The sequence below is a fragment of the Janthinobacterium sp. ROICE36 genome, assembly GCF_002869965.1.
Classification (GTDB): Bacteria; Pseudomonadota; Gammaproteobacteria; order Burkholderiales; family Burkholderiaceae_D; genus Janthinobacterium.
Genome location: NZ_PEBS01000025.1, coordinates 40441 through 63154, shown reverse-complemented (window position 1 = coordinate 63154; position 22714 = coordinate 40441). Strand labels below are relative to the sequence as shown.

Here is a 22714-nt window from a genome sequence, read left to right as displayed (position 1 = left end):
GGGAGGGCGCGCCATGCCACGCAAAGCCGATGCTGTCTTGCCGCAGATGGAGCTGGAACAGCAGCGCGACGCCACGCCCGGCTTCGAGCCGAAAGGCAGTTTCGGATTCATCCGCTACCTGCAGCATGGTTTTCCGAATGCGCTGGTGCGCTGGCATTACCACGACGAGTACGAACTGCACCTGATCGTCAAGACCAGCGGCAAGGTCTTCGTGGGCGACTACATCGGCCAGTTCACGCCCGGCCACCTGGTGCTGACGGGGCCGCGCGTGCCGCATAACTGGGTTTCGCTCGACACGCCGCCCGAAGGCGTGGCCTTGCGCGACATGGTGATCCAGTTTTCGCACGCGCCGCTGGCCTCGATGGCGGCCGCCATTCCCGAATTGAAGGATATTTTTCCGCTGCTGCAGCGCGCCCTGCACGGCGTGGAATTCTTCGGCGTCAGCGAACAATCGCTGCGGCGCTTCCAGCGCATCCGCGACAGCAGCGGCCTGCCGCGCTTCATCGAGTTTCTGACACTGCTGGGCGAGTTGGCGCAGACCAGCGATTACCAATTGCTGTCAACGGTGCCCATGCAGTCGAGCGACGATGACGTGGCCTTGGCGCGCATCAGTTCGGCCATCAACTTCATCGTGCACAATTACAGCAGCCAGTTCTCGCTGAAACAGCTGGCCGAGCAGGTGGACATGCCCGAGCGGACGTTTTCGCGTTTCTTCCGCAGCGCCACGGGCAACAGCTTCACGGACTTCGTCAACCGCCTGCGCATCAACAAGGCGTGCCAGCTGCTGATGGAGACGGAGCGCTATGTCAGCAACATCTGCTACGAGGCGGGATTCAATAACGTGGCCAACTTCAACCGACGTTTCCTGGAATTGAAGGGCATGACGCCGAAGGAGTTTCGCCAGCAGGCGCTGGGGCGTTTTGGCGCATGAGGCTTTTTGAGGTACATTCGATGGCACAGGCGGGGACAGCCTGAGAGAGACAAGCATGGAACACCTGTGGCAGAAGGACAGCGAGCGCAAGGCGCCCGAACTGGAGCGCGAAAGCTACGATGGCATCATCAATTACCTGGAACATGGCTATCCCAGCTCGCGCGTGCGCTGGCACTGCCATGAAGAGTATGAGCTGCATCTGATCGTCGCCACCAGCGGGCGATTGTTCGTGGGCGACTATATCGGCGAATTCTCGCCCGGCCACCTGGTGCTGACGGGCCCGCGCCTGCCGCACAACTGGATTTCCAACGTGGTGCCGGAAGGCGGAGTGGCCTTGCGCGACATGATCGTGCAATTCGCCCATGCGCCGCTGGCCGGCGCCGCGCGCGTGATCCCCGAACTGCGCGAACTGCTGCCGCTGCTGGAGCGCTCCAGCTATGGCGTGGAGTTTTTCGACATGGGACACGAAGCGGAGCAGCACCTGGCGCGCATCCGCGCCACGCATGGCGCCGAGCGCTTCGCCGAATTCGTGCAATTAATGAGCAAGCTGGCGCGCACGGCCAACTACCGCTTGCTGTCGAGCGCCTCCTTGCGCTCCTACGACGATGACGCCACCCTGGCCAAGGTCAATTCCGTCCTCAATTACATCACGGAGAACTACCGCGAGCCGATTTCGGCGGAAATGCTGGCCGAGCAGGTGGGCATGTCGCTGAGTAAATTCTCGCGCTTCTTCCGCAAGGCGACGGGCAACAGCTTCACGGATTTCATCAGCCGTTTGCGCATCAACAAGGCGTGCCAGCTGTTGATGGATACCGATCACTATGTGTCGAACGTCTGCTACGACGTCGGCTTCCAGAACGTGGCCAATTTCAACCGCCGCTTCCTGCAGGTGAAGGGCGTCACGCCGAAGCAATTCCGGCGTCAGGCCGATGGCCGCTTTGGCGGCATCGGCGGGCCTGTTGCGGATACGCCACTGGCGTGAAGGCTGTCATGGGCTTGTCACTTTGCCCAGTTACTCTCCACGGCTTCAATCCCACCTTAGCCGAGGAATGCATGAACACTGCCGTAACATCGACCCCGAAACTGACTCTGCTGGCCATCGCCGCCAGCCTGACCCTGGCCGCCTGCGGCGGCAGCGATAATACGCCTGCCGAACCGGCCAAGCCCGTGGCGCAGACGGGCGTGTTCCTCGACGGTGCGGTGGAAGGACTCGATTACGTGGCCGGCGGCGCGGCCAAGGCCAGCACCAATGCCAAGGGCGAATTCATTTGCAACCCGGGCGAGACGGTGGCCTTCAGCGTTGGCGGCCTGGCCCTGGGCTCGGCGCCGTGCGGCGCCGTCGTCACGCCGCTGGCGCTGGCCGCCAGCACGAATGTGGCGGACGACAAGGTCGTCAACCGCCTGCTGGCGCTGCAACTGCTCGATGAGGACAGCGATCCGTCGAACGGCATCAAGCTGACGGCCGAAGTGAAGACGGCGCTGGCCGGCAAGACGCTGGACTTTGGTAGCGCGCCGGCCGTCTTCAACGCGGCGCTGGCGGCGCATCTGACGGCGGTAGGCGGAAAATTCGCCAGCCGCACGGTCGATGCGGAGCGCCGCGCGCTGGTGCGCGAGCATTTTGAAGACACGCTGGCCTCGAAAGTAGGCGCGCCCGTCAACGAGGCGCTGACGCAGGCCAATCCGGTGGGGGACGTGAAAGTCACCGTGACGCGCTACCAGATCCAGGCGGCGGACAAATACTATGTGCCGTACGAAGGCGCGAATGCGAAGATCAAGGGCGAATTCCCGAATGGCTTTTTGCCGTCCTACGGTTCGGGCCTGGCTTACAAGGGCAAGAATGCGGCGGGCGACCTGGAATTCTATGGCTTGACGGACCGCGGCCCGAACGGCGACGGCCCGCTGCTGCCCGACCCATCGGGCAAGGGCACGATCGGCAGCAAGATATTTCCGTCACCCAGTTTTGCCCCTTCGTTCGGCGTGATCACGGTGGGCAAGAACGGCGCCGTGCTGACATCGAGCACGCCGATCAAGGTGTCGGCCACCGTCAACAGCTCGGGCTTGCCCGTGCCCGTGGGCGCAGTTGGCAATTCGGCCGAGATTCCCGTCATGGATGCGATGAAGTTCGACGCGGCCGGCAAGGCTGTCTTCAACGCGGGCGGCCTCGATTCGGAAGCCATCGTCGTCGATGCGAAGCGCAATGCGCTGTGGGTCTCCGACGAATATGGCCCGTTCATCATCAAGATTGACGCCGCCACGGGCGTCATCCAGGCCAAGTACGAGCCGGGCAAGGGCTTGCCGGCGCTATTCGCCAAGCGCCGCGCGAATCGCGGCATGGAAGGCATGACACTCGATACGAGCAACGACAAGCTGTACGCCTTCCTGCAAAGCCCTTTGTCCGACGGCAGCGCGCCGTACACGGTGACGAAGAAAAATGAACAGGTCGAGCGCTTCGCCCGCTTCACGCGCTGGATCGAATTCGATCCAGCGACGGGTACCAGCGGCAAGATGTATGCGTATCCGCTGAATGCCGCCGACTACCAGGATGGCCGCACGGGTAACGCCAAGCTGGGCGACATGGTGGCGCTGGGCGGCGGCAAGTTCCTCGTCATCGAGCAGGGCGCCGCGCCATCGGGCAAGGTCTTCAACAAGCTGATGCTGGTCGAATTGAAGGGCGCCACCGATATCGCGGCCGCCGCCTTCAATGCGACGACGTCCGACCTGGAAAAAAGCAGCATGGGCGGTGCAGCCGTCAATGGCGCCGACTGGGCGGCTGTCACGCCGCTGAAGAAAACCCTGCTGCTGGACTTGAACGCCATCGGCTGGGCGGCGGAAAAGGCCGAAGGCCTGACCCTGATCGACGACTCCACCATCGCGCTGGCCAACGACAATGACTTCGGCCTGAAAACCAAGATCTTTGATGCGAATGGCGTGGAAGTGGCGGATGCCGACGTGACCAAGTGCACGGTCGACGCGAGCGGCGTCATCGTCACCAGCAGCGCGGCCGGCTGCAATGCCGCCAACACCATCCGCGTGGCGCGCGGCGACGACCGCGAGCGTCCTAGCCGTTTGTGGATCGTGAAGTTCGCCAAGGCGCTCAATACGTATTGATGCAGTTTGACGGACGTAAAAAAGCCGCAGGCGTGAGTTGTGCGGCTAGCGTAGAGCTGGCGTCAGTCGCTTCGCGATCGGAATACGTCCCACTGGGACGTATTCCCCCGTTGGGTCTGACCCCGGATTTCAGCTTACTTCTTCGTGTAGGTATTCAACCAATCCAAAACGGTGTGATGCCACAGCAGCGAATTCGCCGGTTTCAGCACCCAGTGGTTTTCGTCCGGGAAGACCAGCAGCTTGCTCGGGATACCCTGGTGCTGCAGCGCCGTGAAGGTGCCCAGGCCTTGCGCGGTAGGGATGCGGAAGTCCAGGTCGCCCTGCACCACCAGCATCGGCGTCTTCCAGTTCTTCACGAAGTTCACGGGATTGAACTGTTCGTGCTTGGCTGGCGCGTCGTAGTACGGGCCGCCGTTTTCCCACTCGGTGAACCACAGTTCTTCCGTCGCGTAAGCCATGCCGCGGTTGTCGAACACGCCGTCGTGGTTGACCAGGCATTTGAAGCCGTCCGGCCAGTTACCGGCGATCCAGTTCATCATGTAGCCGCCGTACGAGGCGCCCAGTGCGCAGCTGCGCTCGCGGTCCAGCCACGGAAACTTTTTGGTCGCCGCTTCCAGCCCCTTCTGCAAGTCGACCAGCGGCTTGCCGCCCCAGTCGCCGCTGATGGAATCCGTGAACTTCTGGCCATAGCCGGTGGAGCCGTGGAAGTCGATGAAGACGGTGGCGTAGCCGGCCCCCGCATACACTTGCGGATTCCAGCGGTAGCTCCAGCTATTGCCAAAACTGCCTTGCGGGCCACCGTGGACGAGGAAGGCGATGGGATACTTTTCTCCCGCCTTGGCATTCCACGGCTTCATGACGTGGCCGTAGACGGTGTCGCCATTCGCGCCGGCGAACGAGAACTGTTCATATTCGCCGAAGCGCACGTCGGCCAGCGCGGCCGCATTCTGCTTCGTCAGCTGGACCATCGGCGCCGTTTCCGACTTTGCGTCGAGTTTACGCGTGTACAGCTGCGCGCCCGAGGCCAGGCTGGCTTGCGCCAGCACGATGGTGTTGCCGCGCACGTCGAAGTCGCCCACGGCGCCCTTGCCCGTCAGCGCAGCGACCTTGCCGCTGGCCGCGTCGATGTGGAACAAGCGGTGCTGGCCCACGTCATCGGCGGAGACGAGGAAGGCCTTGCTGTCCGGCGTCCAGCGGAAGTCGGCCACGGAACGGTCCCAGTCATCGGCCACGGTGCGTTTCTTGCCCGTGGCGACATCCATCAAGACCAGGTGGAAGCGGTCCGCCTCGAAGCCCGGCTTGGTCATGGCGACGTAGGCCAGCGTGCGGCCATCGGGCGAGTAGGCGGCCTTGGCATCCCAGGCCGGATTGTCGGCGGTGAGATTGCGCGGCGCCTGGCCGCCGGCGGCAGGTATCGTATAGACGTCGAAGTTGGTCGACCACGCTTCCTTGCGGCCAGCCACCCGCACGGAAAAGGCCACGGTCTTGCCGTCCGGGCTGAAGTGGTATTCGCCATTGTCGCCGAACGGTTTCGATGGCGCGTCGCCATCGAGGGTGCCGCTCAGGCTCACGGGCGCGGCGCTGACCTTGCCGCTGGCGTCGATGGGCGCCGAGTACAGCGCGTTGCGGCGGCCGTCGGCCCAGGTATCCCAGTGGCGTACGAACATCTGCTCGTAGACCATGCCGCTCGCCTTGTTTTTGGCTTTTTCATCGAGGCGTTTTTTGCTGCAGGCGAGGTCCTCGCAATCGAGGAAGACGCCCATGCTGAAGGCCAGGCGGTCGCCCTGCGGCGACAAGCGGTAGGTGTCGACGTCCAACGCCAGGTCGGTGACCTTGGCTGCTTCGCCGCCGTTCAGGGGCAGCTGCCACACTTGCGAGGAGCCGGAGCGGCCCGACAGGAAGTAGATGGCGTCGCCGTTCGGCGACCATTGCGGGTCGCTGGCGCTGGCATCGCCACGCGTGAGCTGGCGTGGCGCCGCGTTCGGCGCGCGCAGGTCGATCATCCACAGCTGCGTGTTGCCGCGGTTTTTGTCCAGGTTGGTGGTGCGCACCGTGTAGACGACGCGCGTGGCGTCCGGCGACAGCACTGGACTCCCCACTCTTTCCATGGCCACCATGTCTTCCACGGTGAAACCGCGCGGCGCGGCCAGCGCAGGTTCCGCAGCAACGGCGGCGGTGGTGGCCATGGCGGCACTGAATGCTCCCAAGAGCAGCAGACGTAAACTCATTCAAACTCCCGATTTTTATGACGACGTTATCGATATGGTATTGACGTGGCCGGCTGTACCGCCGGCAGCCCGACATCATAGCAATAAAGAGGCGCCTGCTGCGGGAGTTGACCGCCGGTTAGTCGGCAGCCAGTGCCAGTTGGTCGAGCGCCACGTGGCCGCGCAAGCGGCTCCAGGTGCGCCAGGCTGCCGTTCGTCGTGTGGATGGCCACTTCGCGCCGGACGCCGGGAAAATATCTCTATAGAAACAGCTGTTTTTATGCACAATGCTAGACTGCCGACCTTTGACGACTACTCTGGATACCCATGCGCCTGACGATTCTTGCCCTGACCTTTGCCTCCATGTCCGCCGCCTTGCCGGCCCAGGCGGCCGCCATGCCGACACTCGAACAAATTCACGCCGCCGTGCAGGCGGGCGTGGCCAAGACCCAAGCCAAGACGCAATCGACCATGCCGATCAGCGTCAAGGTGAGCAGCTTGCAGGGTTGCCAACAGTCGCAGGAAGTGCCAGGCGAGGTGGTGTGCCTGGTGGGCATGAGCGCCGGCATGCGCGACGGTTTCAATGTGTTGCCTCTGCGTAAAGAGGGCGATACCTGGGTCGGCGTCGAGCGCAAGCACGCCAAGTTCGCGGGACCGTCGCCGGCCGAGGCGCAAGCGATGATACGCGCCTGGGCCAAGGAAGAAGTGGCGCGCAATCCGGAAGCAGCCAAGGATGTGCAGATGCAGGAAGCGCAGAGCACCATGCAGGTCAAGGCCGTCAACGAGTGCGACGTCAAGCGCAAGACCGGTTACCTGGTGTGCGACACGGAATTGAGCGTGCCGAGCCGTCCGGAAGGCATCAAGACGGAACTGACCTTCATGCTGGAAAGCGCCGGCTGGCGCTACGTGCCGCGCTAGGCCGCCCGCCGCCACGCCGCTCGCGCATCAGCCTGATACGTCTCCCTGCATAGCGCCAGCGCCTTTTCGGGACGTCTGGCGCTGACGCGCTCCTTGCTTTCCTGCACATCATGCCCGTGTGGTGGCCCATGCGGCCGCCGGCAGGCATGCGCCTCCATCCTCGGCAGGATGCATACAATTCCACGAAACCAAATGGCTTAATTGATATATTTATTGATTAATCACCGATTTCCAATTAAAACGATACAATTTATGTTTTTTGCTGTATTTGTTGTTATTTTGCCATATAAGCTAAGTTATTTGATTTAATCATAATTATTTTGGCGTATTATATTGATAATGCGCAAGTAAATGCCGCGATCTGAATGTGTGGAGAACCACCGTGCTGAAAAAAATAAGGTGTAGCGAACTCATGTTGGGAATGTATGTCGAGCGCCTCGGCCGCTCCTGGCTAGAGAATCCGTTCTGGAAGCGTTCCTTCTTGCTCGAATCGCCGGCTGACCTGGAGCGTATCCGGGCGGCCCGGCTGAATGAAGTGTGGATCGATACGGCGCGCGGGCTGGCGCCGCCTGAACCTGTTGCCGTTGCCGCGTCGCCCGTTCCTGCCGCCGAAACGCAGGCCGTCTCCGTCCCCGTTTCGACGGCGGCGCCTACCCTGTCGCGCGAGGAGGAAATGGCGCATGCCCGGCGCCTGCTTGAACGCACGCGGCAGGCCGTGCAGACGATGTTCGACGAAGCGCGCATGGGCAAGGCCTTGTCCGTAGGGCAGGCCTACGGGCTGGTCGACGACATCGCCGCCTCGGTGCTGCGCGGCGGCGGCGTGCTGCTGGGCCTGGCACGCCTGAAAACCGCGGATAATTACACGTATATGCACTCGGTGGCCGTGTGTGCGCTGATGACGGCGCTGGCCAGGGAGCTGGAGCTGGCGCCGGAGCAGGTGCGCTCGGCCGGCCTGGCGGGCTTGCTGCACGATATCGGCAAGATGGCCGTGCCGGCCAGCATCCTGAACAAGCCTGGCAGCCTGAGCGACGCGGAATTTTCCTTCGTACGTACCCATCCGGCCGCCGGCCACCGCATGCTGCTCGAGGTGGGCGAGATCGATCCGGTGGCGCTGGACGTGTGCCTGCACCACCATGAAAAACTCGATGGCAGCGGCAATCCCATGGGCTTGCGTGGCGAGGAAATCAGCCTGTATGCGCGCATGGGCGCCATCTGCGATGTGTACGACGCGATCACCTCGAACCGGCCGTACAAGCAGGGCTGGTGCCCGGCCGAGTCGCTGCGCCGCATGGCGGCCTGGCGCGGCGGGCACCTGGACGCGACACTGTTTGCCGCCTTCGTCAAATGCCTGGGCATTTATCCGCTGGGCACCCTGGTGCGGCTGCAATCGGAGCGCCTGGCGGTGGTGGTGGGGCAGGCGGCAGGCAACACGCTGACCTCGCCCACGGTGCGCGTATTTTTTTCCATCCGCGCCGGCACTTGCATCTTGCCCAGCGTCATCGACCTGGCCGCGCCGGGTTACCAGGAGCGCATTGTTTCCACGGAAAGTGCCGCCCAGTGGGGCTTGCTGGACGTCGACCGTTACTGGGCCGGCGATGCTGGCGTGGCATAGAAGCAGCCACGGCTGGAATAAAGTGCATGTTGTTAGTGATAAAACACTAAAAAATACGAGCGTCAGTGCCGTGTCGCATCAGCGACATGTCCGTGCGCACCAAAGCCACGTGCCAGCAGACGGCGCCGAGATGCTGGACGCCGAGCAGGGCGTGCACGCCATCATCGCTGCAAGACCAGAACCTGCAGCTGTAGCAAGCGATGGCGATGTTCAAGCGGGAACGGCGGCGGGGCGGCCCGGCAGGCGCCGCCACGCCCCGGCGCGCTACAGCAGGCGCTCTGACAGCGCCTTGAAGGGCACCTTGGGCACGAGGAAGGCGAACGGCTTGGACACGGGCGGCAACTGCCCCAGCAAGCCGCAGTCGGCGCGCAAGGCCCTTAGCGCTTGTACTTGATGCAGATCAACGGGCAAGTCGATTTCACCGAAAACCAGCTTGTCGTTGCGCGGCACGTGCGCGATGGCTGCATCCTGGCAAGCCAGGAAGGCGACGGCATCGTGCCAGTTGCTGAACAGCTGGTGCCAATCCCCGTCGAGCGTCTTGCCGCCAACGATGTCGGCCCGCACGTCCAGTGCCGGGGCGCTGCCGGTGCCGCTGGCAATGCTGCAGTGGGCTTGCGTGGCGCTGACCTCCAGCGTCATGCCGGCGGCCAGGTGCGTCGGCAATATGTCGCTGAACAGTCGCGTGCCCAGCGCATGGGGCAGGCTATCCATGATGTTTTTCAGAAAATACACGCAGGGAACGGCGGGTGCACCCGGTGGCGTGTGGTCCAGATACAAACGCCAGTTGCTTTGCAGGGGAGATGGCAGCAGCCGGCGCAAGGGGCCGGCCAGGGCAGGGCCGAAATGTCCGTGACGGTAGGTCAGCACGGTAAACGGCGTCTTGCCATCGCGCTGCCACAGGGTCACGCCCGCAGGCAGCAATTGCTGCGCGGCAGCGGCGTCGACCAGCCAGCTCACATAGACGACGTCGCGCACGTCGCTATGCAGGGTCAGGAAGGGCAGGCGGGACAGGATAGTCTGGCGCGCGTTGGCGAAACGCGTGGAATTGGCGAGCGCGGCAAACAGGCGCCCCGGCCAGCCCGCGCGCGGGTGACGGTAAGTGTTGTCTTGCAATTGGGAAGTCTTTCGCTTGCGGTGATGCAGGCGGACGGCGCCGCCTGCCGGATACGTTAGCTATTTATTGCATATGCCAGCCGTGGCTGACAACGATAGACTGGCCGCTCAGTGCCGTCGACGGGAACGCTGCCAGGAAGATAGCCGTTTGCGCCACGTCCTGGGTGGTGGTGAATTCGCCGTCGATGGTTTCCTTCAGCATCACATTCTTGATCACTTCCTCTTCCGTGATCTTCAACTGGGCCGCCTGCTCGGGGATTTGCTTGTCGACCAGCGGCGTGCGCACGAAGCCGGGGCAGATGACGTTGGCGCGGATGTGGTCTTTCGCGCCTTCCTTGGCCACTACCTTGGCCAGGCCCAGCAAGCCATGCTTGGCGGCAACGTAGGCGCTCTTGAACGGCGAGCCTTCGTGCGAGTGCACAGAACCCATGTAGATGATGGCGCCGCCGCGGCCCGCCTTGATCATTTCGCGCATGCAGGCGCGCGTGGTGAGGAAGGCGCCGTCCAGGTGGATGGCCAGCATCTTTTTCCATTGATCGAACGGGTAGTCGACGACAGGGCTGATGATCTGGATGCCCGCGTTGCTGATCAGGATATCGATACCGCCGAAGTGGGCCACGGCATCGGCCACGCCCTTGTCCACCTGCGCTTCGCTGGAGACATCCATGGCGACGGCAAATGCCTGGCCGCCCGATTGCTTGATTTCCTCGGCCGTCTTGTTGGCCGCTTCCAGTGCCAGGTCGGCGATGACCACCTTGGCACCCTGTTTCGCGTATTCAATGGCCATTTCCTTGCCGATACCACTGGCGGCGCCGGTAATCAGTGCGACTTTGTCTTTGAGTTGCATATTAATCCTTTGCATTGCGGGTTGGAGTGATCGTGGGAAGTCAGACTATGCCAGTATAGCCAGAAAACGCGCCGGGCATGGCCCGCGCACGCCTACAAACAGGCTTGCCTCGCCTGCAACTCTTGCAGGCGCCAGGCGCCGGGATTGGTGCCTGCCCAGACGCGGAACGCGTGGTTGAACGCACTTTGTTCCTGGTAGCCGAGCAGAAAGGCGATGTCGACCAGGGACAAGTCCGGCTCGCGCAAATAATCGCGCGCCAGGCCATAGCGGGCCTGGTCCAGCAGTGCCTGGAAACTGGTGCCCGCATCGGCCAGTTTGCGCTGCAGGGTGCGCGGCGTGACGGCCAGGGTGGCGGCAACGGTGGCCAGTCGGGCCGAACCCTGGCGCAAGCCCGCCACAATGGCGGCATGCACCTGTGCCTCGATGCCGCCGCCGCTCTCTGCTGCGGCCTTGCGCTGCGCCAGCAACTGTTCCGCATGCTGGCACAGCACGCGATACAGGCTGACGTCGGCGTTCGGCACGGGCCAGCCCAGCAATTGCGCATCGAAGGTGGCGGTATTGGCGGGGGCGTTGAAGGCGGGCAGGCTGCCCAGCACGCGCACGTATTCGTCGCGGTGCGCCGCCTGGCGCAGCAAGTCGCCGCCGCCATCGTGGGTGAATTCCAGCCGGGCCGGCGGCAGCGGCAGGCCCGCCAGCCAGTCGCCGCAGACGCGGATGCCGGCAAAGACGCTGTCGACCAGGTGCCGGCTGGCGCCCGGGTAGTGGCTGGCCCAGCGGTAATGCGCGACGGCGCCATCGCGCTGCAATGTCGAGCGGCCCAGGTCGTGCGCCAGCCGTTCATAGCGGGCCGTCTGTTCCAGTGCCTGGCCCACATTCTTGCAACTGAGCAAAATCAAGCCATACGCGCTGTAGGTACCCATGCGTACGCGCTGGCCCACATGCAGGCCGAAATGCGCGTCGCCCGCCAGCTTTGCTGCCGCATCGAGCAGGCGCACGTAGTCGCGCGCGGCCAGGCTGGCCGCGGACGCTTCCAGGCTGTGCGGCGCCACGCCGGCCGCGCGCGCCAGGGTGGCGGCAGCGATGCCGTGCGCGCCGGCCGCTTCCAGCAGCGGCTGCAGATAGGCGCCCGCGACCCTGCCTTCCGCGTGGCGGCTATCAGTGCCTGGCATGATGGAACAATGCAATTGTCATGAAAAACCAATACCCTTGGCCTGTGGCGGCATATGCTGTTGATTAGGCAAGGACAGTATAGCAAGCCGCCGTGGCGCGCAACTGGCCAAACACGGGGGATGTCGATGCAACGCTGGAATGGCTGGGGTGACGAGAGCGTCACGTATGCGCTGAGCGCGGAGGCGCAGGCTTTTTTGGGCGCGCGCCTGGGGCCGGGCAGCGGCATGCTCGATGCCACATTTGACGAGGCCTGCGCGCAAGTGCCCGCTTCGCGCCTGGCGCCGCATCCTCTGATCGATACCCTGCCTGCCACGCGCGTGCGCCATGCGCTCGGTCAAAGCCTGCCTGACTGGTTCAAGCTGCGCCATGGCCGCATCGGTGCCGTACCCGATGGCGTGGCCTTTCCCGACAGCGCGCTGCAGGTACGCCAGCTGATCGAATATGCGCGCCAGGCGTGCGTGGCCGTGATACCCCACGGTGGCGGCACCAGCGTGGCCGGGCACCTGACGGTGGCGGCGGGGTCGCGCCCTGTGCTGTCGCTGAGCCTCCGGCGTTTATCCGCGCTGGGCCATCTGGACCGCGAGGCGCAACTGGCCACGTTCGGCGCGGGCGTCTACGGTCCCGACCTGGAAGCGCAACTGCGCGCGCACGGCTATACCCTGGGCCACTATCCGCAGTCGTTCGAATATTCCACCCTCGGCGGCTGGATCGCCACGCGCTCGTCGGGCCAGCAATCGCTGCGCTATGGCCGCATCGAGCAGTTGTTTGCGGGCGGCGAAGTGGAAACGCCGTCCGGCACCTTGACGATTCCCACGTTTCCCGCCTCGGCGGCCGGCATCGACTTGCGCGAAATGGTGCTCGGTTCGGAAGGGCGGCTGGGCATCCTGACGCAGGCCACCGTGCGCATCTCGCCGCTGCCGCCCCATGAAGCATTCCACGCCGTGTTTTTTGCCGACTGGGGCCAGGCGCAGGCTGCCGTGCGGGCGCTGGCCCAGTCACGCCTGCCCCTGTGCATGCTGCGCCTGTCGAACGCGCTGGAAACGCAAACCATGCTGACCCTGGCCGGCCACAAGAAACTGGTGGGATTGCTGGAGCGCTACCTGTCCCTGCGCGGCTGCGCAGAAGGAAAATGCATGCTGATGGTGGGCGTCAGCGGAGACGCGAAACCGGCGCGCGCGGCCCTGCGCGCCGCCCTGGCGCTGGCGCGGCGGCACAAGGGCGTGCACGTGGGGCGGCACATGGGCGACAAGTGGAAACAGGGGCGCTTTCGCAACGTCTATCTGCGCAATGGCGCCTGGGAACATGGCTATGTCATCGACACGGTGGAAACGGCCGTCGACTGGCCGCGCGTCACGCTCATGATGGCGGCGCTGGAGCAGGCGGGGGCCGGTGCGCTGGCCGCGCATGGCGAGCAGGTGCACGCCTATACGCATCTGTCGCATGTGTATGCGCAGGGCGCCAGCGTCTACACCACGTATGTGTACCGGCTGGCACCTACGTATGAAGAAAACATGGCGCGCTGGCGCAGCCTGAAGGACGTGGCCTGCGCCGCCATCGTCGCCAACGGCGGCACCATCAGCCACCAGCATGGCGTGGGCACGGATCACGCGCCGTGGCTGGCCGCCGAAAAGGGCGAGCTGGGTATTGCGGCCATGCGTGCGCTGCTGCGCCAGTTCGACCCGCAGGGTATGATGAACCCCGGAAAACTGCTGCCCGAGGCGGGGGGCGGATTGTGAGCAGGGAGGATTTGCCTGGCGTGCTGGCGCGCGACTGGGATGTGCTGATCGTCGGCGGCGGCATTACGGGAGCCGGCATTCTGCTGGAGGCATCGCGGCGCGGCTTGAAGGCGCTGCTGGTGGAGCAGCGTGATTTCGCCTGGGGCACGTCGAGCCGTTCATCGAAGCTGGTGCATGGCGGCTTGCGCTACCTCAAGCAGGGACAGTTCGCGCTGACGCGCGAGTCGGTGCATGAGCGGCAAGCCTTGCTGACGGATGCGGCCGGGCTGGTCGAGCCGCAGGGCTTTGCCTTTGGCGACTACGTCGGCAGGAAACCGGGGCGGCGCCAGTTCATGCTGGGGCTGGCCATCTATGACGTGATGGCGGGCCGGCGCGCGCGTCGCTATGTCGCCGCAGACGATTTTGCCATGCTGGCGCCGCACGTCCAGCGCGAAGGGCTGCGCGGCGGCATGCTGTACCAGGATGCCAAGACGGACGATGCGCGCCTGGTGCTGCGCGTGCTGCAGGAGGCGCGCCGCCATGGCGGCGTGGCCGTCAATTACCTGGGCGTGGCATCGCTGCGGCGTGAAGATGGCAAGGTCGTGGGCGCCATGCTCAAGGATGCGCTCGACGGCACGGCGCCTGCCGTGCGCGCGCGCCTGGTGATCAGCGCCACGGGTGCCTGGGCCGACGGCTTGCGCGGCCAGGTGGGAGAAAAGCCGAAGCTGCGGCCCTTGCGCGGCAGCCATCTGCTGCTGCCTGCCTGGCGCCTGCCGCTGGCGCAAGCCGTCAGCCTGATGCACCCGCACGATGGCCGCCCCGTCTTCGCCTATCCCTGGGAAGGCGTGACCCTGGTGGGCACCACCGATGTCGACCACGGTGCCAGCCTGGACCTGGAGCCGGCCATCACGCGCGGCGAACTCGATTACCTGCTGGTGGCGCTACGCTGGCAGTTTCCGCAGCTGGCGCTGGGCGAGGGCGACGTGCTGGCCACGTTTGCCGGCGTGCGCCCGGTTATCGACAGCGGCCAGCTTGACCCGTCGAAGGAAGCGCGCGAACATGCGCTATGGCTGGAAAATGGCTTGCTGACGGTGGCGGGCGGCAAGCTGACGACGTTTCGCGCGATCGCCCTCGACGCGTTGCGCCAGGCCGCGCCGCTGCTGCCGGGCTGGCAGGCGGATCTGCGCCCCTTGCCCATTTTTGACGCCACGCCACCGTTGTCGGGCAAGGCCTTGCTGCTCGATGGCGAGCAGCGTGCACGCCTGCTGGGCCGCCATGGCGCGGCCGCGCAGGCGCTGTGCGATGCGGCGCAGGACGGCGAACTGGAACAGATTCCCGGCACGCAGACTTTATGGGCGCAGCTGCGCTGGGGCGCGCGCATCGAGGACGTGCAGCACCTGGATGACCTGCTGCTGCGGCGCACGCGCCTCGGTTTGCAGCTGGCCGGCGGCGCGCTGGCTATCATGCCGCGCCTGCGCGCCATCTGCCAGCGTGAACTGGGCTGGGATGATGTACGCTGGGATGTGGAGCAGGCGCGCTATCTGGCCCTGTGGCGCAGTCATTACAGCGTGCCGCAGGGCGAGTGAAGCGAACGATAAAAACAACGATAAAAAAATATAAAAAGGAGAGCATCATCGAGACCACCTTGTTTGGTCAGCCCCTGGCGCTGGGCGACGCCCGCATCACCTATGACAGCCTGTCGCCGCTGGACCTGCGCCAGCCCGTGGAGGTTCTCGTCGAGGACCTGGGGGAAGACTTGCTGCAAATCACGTGCGCGAATGGCGATATCGTCGACGTGGGCTGGTATCCGGCCTGGAACGAACAGGGACGCTTGCGCGTGGTGGCCGTGCGCGGACAGGACTGGGAAGCGCCCGTGTTCAGCGCGCAGCCGGAAAAAGATCCGCAGGCGCTGCTGGCCGCGCTACGCGCCGCGCTGGCCAGCTTGGCATAAGCCATGGCCACCGTAGCGGGCAATGGCCCCTATATACTTTCCATCGACAATGGCACGCAAAGCGTGCGCGCGCTGCTGTTTGACCGGGACGGCAACCTGGCGGCCAAGGCGCAGGTGTTCCTCGAAGCGTATTACTCCGAGCGCCCCGGCTGGGCCGAGCATGACGCCGACGCTTACTGGCAAGCGGTGTGCGAAGCGTGCCAGCAGCTGTGGCGCAGCACCGTCATTGAAAAATCGTCGGTCGTCGGCGTGGCGGTGACCACGCAGCGCGGCACGGTGGTCAATGTGGATGAAGATGGCGTACCCCTGCGCCCCGCCATCACCTGGCTGGACCAGCGCAGCACGCGCCAGATTCCCCGGCTGGCGCCATGCTGGCGCGCCGCTTTCCGCGTCACGCGCCTCGAAGGCACGATCACCTACTTCCGCCGCGAGGCCGAGATCAACTGGATCAGCGCGCACCAGCCCGACATCTGGCGCCGCACGCATAAATTCCTGCTGCTGTCGGGCTTTCTGAATCACCGCCTGTGCGGAAAGTATATCGATTCGACGGGATCGCAAGTGGCGTACATCCCGTTCGACTACAAGCGCCACGCCTGGGCCGGGCGCTTCGACTGGAAATGGCAGGCGCTGGCGATTCAACGCTCCATGCTGCCCGAACTGGTGGCCCCGGGGGCGCGCATGGGCCTCATCACCAGAGTGGCCGCCGCAGCGACGGGAATCCCGGAGGGCACGCCCTTGCTGGCGGCTGCCGCCGACAAGGCGTGTGAGGTGCTGGGCGCCGGCTGCGTCGAACCGCATATGGCGTGCCTGAGCTACGGCACCACGGCCACCATCAACACGACCAACCGCAAGTATGTGGAAGTGACGCGCTTCATTCCGCCGTATCCGGCCGCCATGCCGGGCGCCTACAGCACGGAAGTGCAGATTTTCCGCGGCTACTGGATGGTCAACTGGTTCAAGGAGCAGTTCGGCGACCGCGAACGGGCGGCGGCGGCCGATGATGGCACGGGCTTGTCCGCCGAGGCGCTGTTCGACCGCCTGGTCGAGGCCGTGCCCCCCGGCTCCATGGGCCTGATGCTGCAGCCGTACTGGAGCCCCGGCATCAAGGTACCGGGCCCGGAGGCGAAGGGCGCCATGATCGGCTTTGGCGACGTGCACACGCGCGCGCACATATACCGCGCCATCCTGGAAGGCCTGGCGTATGCGCTGCGCGAAGGCAAGGAGCGCATCGAGCGGCGTAGCGGCATGGCGATTACGGAGTTGCGTATTGCGGGCGGTGGCTCGCAAAGCGACGCGGCCATGCAGCTGACGGCCGACATCTTCGGCTTGCCTGCCGCGCGCGCGCACGTGTATGAAAGTTCGGGCCTGGGCGCGGCCATCGCCGCTGCCGTGGGCCTGGGCTGGCATGCGAATTTTCCCGCCGCCGTGCAAGCCATGACGCGCAAGGGCAAGGTGTTCCAGCCGCACCCCGGACACAGCAAGGTCTATGAGCAACTGTACCGGCGCGTGTACCAGAAAATGTATGCGCGGCTGCAACCGCTGTATCGCGAGATCGCCGACATCACCGGTTATCCTGAAAAGTGAAGGTGAAACCGGCTAGCGCTGCACGAGCGCCTTGACCGTTTCCCAGGCCGTGCTGCCCGAATGCGTGGTGCGCACCTGGTTGCGTCCCCCTTCCTTGGCCACATACAGGGCGCGGTCGGCGGCGACGAACAGCACCTTGCGGTCGTCCAGCTGGTGCGGGTGAATGGTCGCCACGCCGATGCTGACGGTGATCCACGGCGAGGTGGCGGAGCGCGGATGCGGCAGTTGCAGTGCCTCAATGTGCGTGCGGATGGTTTCGGCCAGGCGCAGGGCGCCGTCGGCGTCCGTGTCGGCGAAGAGCATGACGAATTCCTCGCCGCCGTAGCGGGCCGCCAGGTCCCCCGGGCGGGCGGCATGCGAGGCGATGGCTTGCGCCACCTGTTGCAGGCAGCTGTCGCCGGCCGGATGGCCCAGGCTATCGTTGTACAGCTTGAAATGGTCGACGTCGAGTACCACCAGCGACAGGGCGCCGCCGCCGCGCACGGCGCGCTGCCACTCTTTTTCCAGGAAGCTGTCGAACTGCCGGCGGTTGGCGATCTTTGTCAGCGGGTCGAGGTAGGCGGCGCGCTGCAAGGCGTCTTCCGACTGCTTGTGGTGCGTGATGTCGTGCAGCAGGCCGATATACAGGGGCTGGCGCAGATACATGGGCGTCAGGGTCAGGTCCATGCACAGCGTCTCGCCGTTGCGGTGGCGGATCGCCACTTCGCGCGTGCCGTGCTTGTGCGCCTTATCGGGATTGGCCGCGTACATGGCGAAGTAATCGAGGTATTCCTGCGTCACCAGGGGGCTGAGCAGCTCGCCGATGGAGCACCCCGCCAGTTCGTTTTCGCGATAGCCCAGGTTTTGGTCGCAGGCCGGGTTGGTGTACTGGATGCGGCCATCGGCTTCGATGATCAGCAAGCCCTCGGCCATGTTGTTGACAATGGTGCGCAGGCGCTCGGCCTGTTCCTGCTGGTTTTCATTGTTGCTGCGGATGTGCAGCTGGGTGCGCACGCGCGCGCATACTTCGGCCATGCGCAGCGGCTTGCTGATGTAGTCGACGGCGCCGCAGTCGAAGCCGGCCACCACGTCTTCCGTTTCCGTCTTGGCGCTCATGAAGATGACGGGAATACGCTGCGTCAGCGGATGCTGCTTGAGGCGGCGGCAGGTTTCGATGCCGTCCATGTCTGGCATCATCACGTCGAGCAGGATCAGGTCGGGGTGGGCGCGCTGGGCGATCACCAGCGCCCGTTCGCCGGACGTGGCGACATAGGTTTGATAACCTTGTTCGCTCATCAGCTTGCGCAGCAGCTCAAGGTTGGCTGGCGCATCATCGACGATCAAAATGGCGGCGTTGCGCCGCTGGGAATGCTCCACACTGCCTGGACTCATTGCTACCGGCCTTCTCGATGTACTCTGCGATGCCAGCGTTTGCTGCACTTTCGGTGATGCTGACTGGGTTGAAATCGGATACAGCGGTCAAATCATACCGCTTTGCTAATTTTTTGGGTGGAAAAATCGATGCTGCACGAGGAGGTAAAATATTATTATATTAATATTTTTATGAATAAATACACGCAATTGCTATCGTGAAGGCGGTTTTTGGGGGGAGAAAGACGTGTGCCCCTTGGCGTTGGGAGCAGCAGTGACACGCCCCGCAGAAGGCGGGGCGTGGCGGGTGAGTTACATTTTTGCGGCGATCAGTTTGCCCAGGATGGCGATACCCTCGCGGATGCGTTCCGGCGGCACCGTCACGAACGACAGGCGCAGGGTGTGCGTTTCCGGTGTGTTCGCATAGAACGGCGCGCCCGGCACGAAAGCGACCTTGTTGGCGATGGCTTCATCGAGCAGTTTCATGGCGTCGATGTGTTTCGGCAGCGTGACCCAGATGAACATGCCGCCTTCCGGTTTGGTCCAGGCGACGCCGGCCGGGAAGTGTTCTTCCAGCGCCGACAGCATGGCCTGGCACTGCTTGCCGTACAGGCTACGGATGCTGGGGATATGCTGGTCCAGGAAGCCATCCTTGATCACTTCATGCACGACCATCTGCGTCAGCTGCGAGGTGTGCAGGTCGGCCGCCTGCTTGGCCAGTTCCAGGCGGCGCACCAGCGGCAGCGGGGCCACCACGTAGCCGAGGCGGATGCCGGGCGTGAGCACCTTGGAGAAGGAGCCCATGTAGATCACGCCGTCCGGATTCATGTTGATCATCTTCGGATACGGTTCGCCGCTGTAGCTCAGGGCGCCGTACGGATCATCCTCGATCAGCGGCAGGCCGTGACGGGCGCAGGTTTCCACCAGTTCCACGCGGCGCGCCACGGACAGGCTGCGCCCTGTCGGGTTCTGGAAGTTCGGCAGCGCATACAGCAGGCGCGCGCCATCGGCGACGGGATCGATCGACGCCGGCACCAGGCCTTCGTCATCGGTGTCGACGGAAACGAATTCGGGACGGTAGACGGAAAACGCCTGCAGTGCACCCAGGTAGCTGGGGGTTTCCACCAGCACGCGGCTGCCTTCGTCGATCAGGACCTTGCCCAGCAAATCGAGCGCCTGTTGCGAGCCGGACGTCATCAACACTTGTTCGGGCAGGATGGTGCTGCCATGTCTGGATAAGGAATCGGCGATCCACTGGCGCAGCGGCAGATAGCCATCGGTCGGGCCGTATTGCAGGGCCACCTTGCCATTGTTCGACAGGACCTTGTCGAAGGCGATCTTCATTTCTTCCACGGGGAAGGTGGCGGGCGAGGGCAGGCCGCCGGCAAACGAGATGATCTCGGGACGCTGCGTGATCTTCAGGATTTCGCGGATGAACGAGCTTTGCAGCTGTTCCGCGCGTTCGGCAAAGCGCCATTGGATCGGATTCGGATTTTCAATTTTCATACGAGTCTCACGGAAGATGCCGAGCTGCGCCGGCTGGTTTTGTTGGCCCGCTTGTGGCGGTGCGTGCGCAAGCGGCGCCGGATAAGCGTCGCCATGGTGCTGCAGTATTGTACGGCTTGCACGCCGCTCTGCCCATCGGCACGCGCAAGGGCGTTGCAAACGGGCGTCAAGCCGGTCATTTCAGCTTGCGTCCGATGCCCACCACGGCGATCACGGCACCGGCAAACAGCAGGCTTTCGCCCGTCAATGGCTCGTTCAGCAGCACGGCCGCGCCCACCAGCGTGAGGAAAGGCTGCAGCAACTGCGTCTGTCCCACGCGCGCCACGCCGCCCAGCGCCATGCCCCGGTACCAGAAAAAGAAGCCGATAAACATGGAAAACACGGAGATATAGGCAAAGCTCAGCCAGGCAGCGCCACTGGCCTGTGCCATCAGCGCGCGCTGCGGCCAGGCGTTCAACAGCACCACGGGCAAGACAAACGGCACGGCCAGCAGCAGCGCCCAGGAAATCACATGCTGGCCCGGCATGGCTTGCGCCAGGCGTCCGCCTTCCGCGTAACCGAGGGCGCCGAGCAGCACGGCGGCAAACATCAGCCAGTCGGCCAGGTGAAAGCTGCCGCCGCCCTGGCGCAGCGCGAACGCCACTACCAGCGCCGTGCCGAACAGGGCCATCAGCCAGAATCCCGGGGAAGGGCGTTCCTTGCCGCGCAGCACGGCAAACACGGCGGTGGCCAGCGGCAAAATGCCCACCAGCACGGCGCCGTGCGAGGCGGGCAGGCTGCGCATGGCGATCGACGTCAGCCAGGGGAAGCCCAGCACGCAGCCCAGCGACACGAGCGCCAGCGGCAGCCATTGTTCGCGCCGCGGCATGGGCGCGCGCTGCTGCCATAGCCACAGGCCGGCCAGGCTGGCGGCCACCAGGGCGCGGCCCAGGGCGACAAAGGTGGGGTCGAGTTCTGCCACCGCCAGGCGGGTCAAGGGCAGGGTCAGGCTGAACAGCGCGACGGCGATCAGGCCCAGCAGCAACCCCTTGCGATCATCGCTGAAGCGGGGCGTGTGGGTGGTAGAGGTGGCGGTGCGCGTGAGTGAAGACATGGGTTTCCTGGTGCGTGCAGTAAAGGAAAGGCATGGATTTGTGTGATCCATGCTGCTATGCTAAGCCTGAATAGCAATACAGTACAAATACACTTTCGCGCATAATTTCACATACTGTAATGGTCATATGGGCAATACACTCCCTTTGTTGTCGCGCGCCTCGGGCGAAACCCTGATCGATCAGATCGCGCGCTCGCTGGCGGCGCGCATCGACGACAAGCTGCTGCGCGGCGGCGCGCGCATGCCTTCGATCCGCCAGTGCGCCGCCAGCCTGAACGTGTCGTGCGCCACGGTGGTGGCCAGCTACGACAAGCTGGTGGCGCGTGGCTACCTGGAATCGCGGCGCGGCGCCGGCTTTTTTCGTGCGCGAGCGCTCGCCGTTGAACACGCCGGCGCCACCCGTTGGCGCGCAGGATGCGGCGGCGCAGACTATGGATGTAGTCTGGTTGATCCGAAACATGTTTCGCCAGACGCCCGCCATCCCCGCGCCCGGCTCCGGCATGCTGCCCGCCGAGTGGCTCGATGGCGACCTGGTGGCGCGCGCCTTGCGCGAAGTCAGCCGCCAGCCCGGCAATTTGCTGCTGGGCTATGGTGCGCCGCAGGGTTTCCTGCCGCTGCGCCAGCAGTTGCAGCTGAAACTGGCGGGGCTGGAAATCGCCTGCCCGCCCGAGCAGATCGTCACCACGGTGGGCGTGATGCAGGCGCTGGACCTGGTGGCGCGCGAGTTTGTCCGCCCTGGCGAAACCATTTTCGTCGACGATCCTGCGTATTGGCTGATGTTCGGCGCCTTTGCCGCCATGGGCATGCACGTCATCGGCATCCCGCGCTTGAACGACGGCCCCGATATTGCCGTGCTGGCCGAGCTGGCGGCCTTGCACCGTCCCAAGCTGTACGTGATCAATTCGGTGCTGCATAATCCCAGCTCGACGTCGCTGTCGGCGGCCAAGGCCTTCCAGGTGCTGCGCCTGGCCGAACAGCACGATTTCCTGCTCGTCGAAGACGATATCTATTGCGACATGCATCCCGGCGGCGAGGTGCAGCCGGCCACGCGCCTGGCTGCGCTGGACCAGCTGCGCCGCGTGATTTACCTGGGCGGCTTTTCCAAGAGCCTGGCGGCGAACCTGCGCGTGGGCTTCATCGCCACGTCGCCGGAGCGGGCGCAGCGCCTGGCCGACCGCAAGATGCTGGCCACGCTCACCACCAGCGACATCGGCGAGCGCGTGGTGTATAAAATCCTCTCGCAAGGGCTGTACCGCAAGCATGCGGAGCGTCTGCGCGCACGGCTCGACAAGGTGCGCGAGGGCACGTACCGCAAGGTCGAACAGGCGGGCTTGCGCTTCGATCCAGCGCCGGCCGGCATGTTCGTGTGGGCCGACGCGGGTTGCGACACGAATCTGCTGGCCGAAAAGGCGCTGGCCGAGGGGCTGGTGCTGGCGCCGGGCAGCCTGTTTTCCCCGCGCCAGCTGCCGTCCACCCGCATGCGCCTGAACCTGGCCACCGTGCAGGACGAGCGCATCTGGGCGTTTTTCGCCCGCGCACTGGGCTAAACCGGATATTCCAGGACATTCGGCAGGGGCTCTTGAAATTGCTTGTACCATCCCCAACTCCG

General features: G+C 64.4%; 16 protein-coding genes and 1 pseudogene. 10 read left to right on the top strand and 7 right to left on the bottom strand.

Annotated features, from left to right (window positions below; all coding sequences use genetic code 11):
• Positions 1-13 precede the first annotated feature (13 nt).
• The 3 genes from CSZ94_RS12660 (at position 14) to CSZ94_RS12650 (ending at position 4039) form a co-directional block, all read left to right on the top strand.
• Positions 14-931: a helix-turn-helix domain-containing protein gene (locus CSZ94_RS12660; RefSeq protein ID WP_102121827.1), complete on the top strand. Its 918-nt coding sequence runs from the start codon at positions 14-16 to the stop codon at positions 929-931.
• A 55-nt stretch (positions 932-986) separates the two neighbouring features.
• A complete protein-coding gene (locus CSZ94_RS12655; protein ID WP_102121826.1) occupies positions 987-1913 on the top strand; it encodes a helix-turn-helix domain-containing protein in 927 nt (308 codons plus the stop codon).
• A 71-nt stretch (positions 1914-1984) separates the two neighbouring features.
• Positions 1985-4039 carry an esterase-like activity of phytase family protein gene (locus CSZ94_RS12650; RefSeq protein WP_102121825.1) on the top strand — a complete coding sequence of 685 codons (2055 nt, stop codon included), beginning with the start codon at positions 1985-1987 and terminating at the stop codon, positions 4037-4039.
• Positions 4040-4173: 134 nt separating this feature from the next.
• Here CSZ94_RS12650 and CSZ94_RS12645 read toward each other — a convergent pair whose 3' ends face one another.
• Positions 4174-6267 carry a S9 family peptidase gene (locus CSZ94_RS12645; RefSeq protein ID WP_374703577.1) on the bottom strand — a complete coding sequence of 698 codons (2094 nt, stop codon included), beginning with the start codon at positions 6265-6267 and terminating at the stop codon, positions 4174-4176.
• Positions 6268-6573: 306 nt separating this feature from the next.
• Here CSZ94_RS12645 and CSZ94_RS12640 point away from each other — a divergent pair, with 306 nt between their 5' ends.
• Entirely contained in the window at positions 6574-7164 is a 591-nt protein-coding gene (locus tag CSZ94_RS12640) for a hypothetical protein (RefSeq protein ID WP_102121823.1), read from the top strand.
• Positions 7165-7546: 382 nt separating this feature from the next.
• Positions 7547-8776 carry an HD-GYP domain-containing protein gene (locus CSZ94_RS12635; protein WP_102121822.1) on the top strand — a complete coding sequence of 410 codons (1230 nt, stop codon included), beginning with the start codon at positions 7547-7549 and terminating at the stop codon, positions 8774-8776.
• A 264-nt stretch (positions 8777-9040) separates the two neighbouring features.
• Here the strand turns inward: CSZ94_RS12635 and CSZ94_RS12630 are convergent, their stop codons facing one another.
• The 3 genes from CSZ94_RS12630 to CSZ94_RS12620 form a co-directional block, all read right to left on the bottom strand.
• A complete protein-coding gene (locus CSZ94_RS12630; protein WP_102121821.1) occupies positions 9041-9889 on the bottom strand; it encodes a DUF2071 domain-containing protein in 849 nt (282 codons plus the stop codon).
• A gap of 64 nt (positions 9890-9953) precedes the next feature.
• Entirely contained in the window at positions 9954-10736 is a 783-nt protein-coding gene (locus CSZ94_RS12625; protein WP_102121820.1) for a 3-hydroxybutyrate dehydrogenase, read from the bottom strand.
• A gap of 92 nt (positions 10737-10828) precedes the next feature.
• Positions 10829-11905 carry an AraC family transcriptional regulator gene (locus CSZ94_RS12620; RefSeq protein ID WP_102121819.1) on the bottom strand — a complete coding sequence of 359 codons (1077 nt, stop codon included), beginning with the start codon at positions 11903-11905 and terminating at the stop codon, positions 10829-10831.
• A gap of 126 nt (positions 11906-12031) precedes the next feature.
• Between CSZ94_RS12620 and CSZ94_RS12615 the strand changes: the two genes are divergently transcribed.
• The 4 genes from CSZ94_RS12615 to CSZ94_RS12600 are packed head-to-tail and all read left to right on the top strand — an operon-like array spanning position 12032 to position 17156.
• Entirely contained in the window at positions 12032-13642 is a 1611-nt protein-coding gene (locus CSZ94_RS12615) for an FAD-binding oxidoreductase (protein WP_102121835.1), read from the top strand.
• A complete protein-coding gene (locus tag CSZ94_RS12610; RefSeq protein ID WP_102121818.1) occupies positions 13639-15207 on the top strand; it encodes a glycerol-3-phosphate dehydrogenase/oxidase in 1569 nt (522 codons plus the stop codon). The genes CSZ94_RS12615 and CSZ94_RS12610 overlap by 4 nt, the downstream gene beginning before the upstream one ends.
• A 59-nt stretch (positions 15208-15266) precedes the next feature.
• Positions 15267-15572: a hypothetical protein gene (locus CSZ94_RS12605; protein ID WP_102121817.1), complete on the top strand. Its 306-nt coding sequence runs from the start codon at positions 15267-15269 to the stop codon at positions 15570-15572.
• A 3-nt stretch (positions 15573-15575) separates the two neighbouring features.
• The gene (locus CSZ94_RS12600; protein ID WP_102121816.1) at positions 15576-17156 is read left to right on the top strand and encodes an FGGY-family carbohydrate kinase; all 1581 of its coding nucleotides are present in this window, start codon (positions 15576-15578) and stop codon (positions 17154-17156) included.
• Between the two features lie 12 nt (positions 17157-17168).
• Here CSZ94_RS12600 and CSZ94_RS12595 read toward each other — a convergent pair whose 3' ends face one another.
• The 3 genes from CSZ94_RS12595 to CSZ94_RS12585 form a co-directional block, all read right to left on the bottom strand.
• A complete protein-coding gene (locus tag CSZ94_RS12595) occupies positions 17169-18527 on the bottom strand; it encodes a diguanylate cyclase domain-containing protein (RefSeq protein ID WP_102121815.1) in 1359 nt (452 codons plus the stop codon).
• Positions 18528-18818: 291 nt separating this feature from the next.
• The gene (locus CSZ94_RS12590) at positions 18819-20012 is read right to left on the bottom strand and encodes an aminotransferase-like domain-containing protein (protein ID WP_102121814.1); all 1194 of its coding nucleotides are present in this window, start codon (positions 20010-20012) and stop codon (positions 18819-18821) included.
• Between the two features lie 175 nt (positions 20013-20187).
• A complete protein-coding gene (locus CSZ94_RS12585) occupies positions 20188-21105 on the bottom strand; it encodes a DMT family transporter (protein WP_102121813.1) in 918 nt (305 codons plus the stop codon).
• Between the two features lie 127 nt (positions 21106-21232).
• Between CSZ94_RS12585 and CSZ94_RS12580 the strand changes: the two are divergent.
• A pseudogene (locus CSZ94_RS12580) lies at positions 21233-22652 on the top strand (aminotransferase-like domain-containing protein).
• Positions 22653-22714 lie beyond the last annotated feature (62 nt).